The organism is Sphingobium sp. IP1 (genome assembly GCF_002708645.1).
GTDB classification, from domain to species: Bacteria; Pseudomonadota; Alphaproteobacteria; order Sphingomonadales; family Sphingomonadaceae; genus Sphingobium; species Sphingobium yanoikuyae.
In genome coordinates, this window is the sequence record NZ_NOIW01000267.1 from 1 (window position 1) to 720 (window position 720).

A 720-nucleotide genomic window follows, 5' to 3' on the forward strand; every position below is an offset into this window, starting at 1 on the left:
TCCCAGATATGGAGGGCACGCTGCCGACGCCACAGGTCAGTCGCGAAAGACGGAGGAGCCGGCACGTCCGTCTCGATGGCATCGAGAGCCTTCTCATCGAGTCTCAATATTTCGCGAATGACGTCGCGCGTATCGCAACCCGCCCAGCATTTGTAGAGGAGCGCACTGGTCCCGACCCGGATCGAAAGACTGGGCTTTCTGTCCAGATGGGCGGGACAGCGGCACATGCCTTTCCCGTGTCTCCAGTGGCCGCCCAGTTTGCGGACGAGCGCTTCACCGATCCTTTCGAGATGTGTGCTCATCTGGGGTGGTTCCCTATTGGTTGGACGCGCCCACGAGTTGTTCGCCATAGATTTCCGGCGCCGTAGGCAGCGCTCCATGCGCTTCCTATCGGCGGGTCCGATCCAGGCCGATGACAAGAGTGCTTGGATTTGCGTCATTTTCGATTATGAGTTGCCGCGTCCGCCAGCAGGCGGGCCGAGGCGTCGAAACCTCGAACCACTAGAGCCGGTCGATTGCTCCTTCGACCGGATGGCGGGCGCGTATGTCCAGGCCATCCGGCTAAAGGCGCTCGCGCTCGTCTAGTGGCGGGTTTTCGAACATTCTCTAGCTGAGGTCCCTGCGGCAGGGCGGGACGTTGGTATTTCCTACTTCATCATGCTTCGCCTTTTCTGGCAATGGTCACGTCGGCATGTCGATCGACCCGGGGTGCAACAGTCT

1 pseudogene is annotated in these 720 nt (G+C 60.4%); it reads right to left on the bottom strand.

Features of this window, described 5'->3' with window-relative positions:
• A pseudogene (locus CG471_RS31070) lies at positions 1 to 302 on the bottom strand (virulence-associated protein E); the annotation flags it as partial.
• Between the last annotated feature and the right edge of the window lie 418 nt (positions 303 to 720).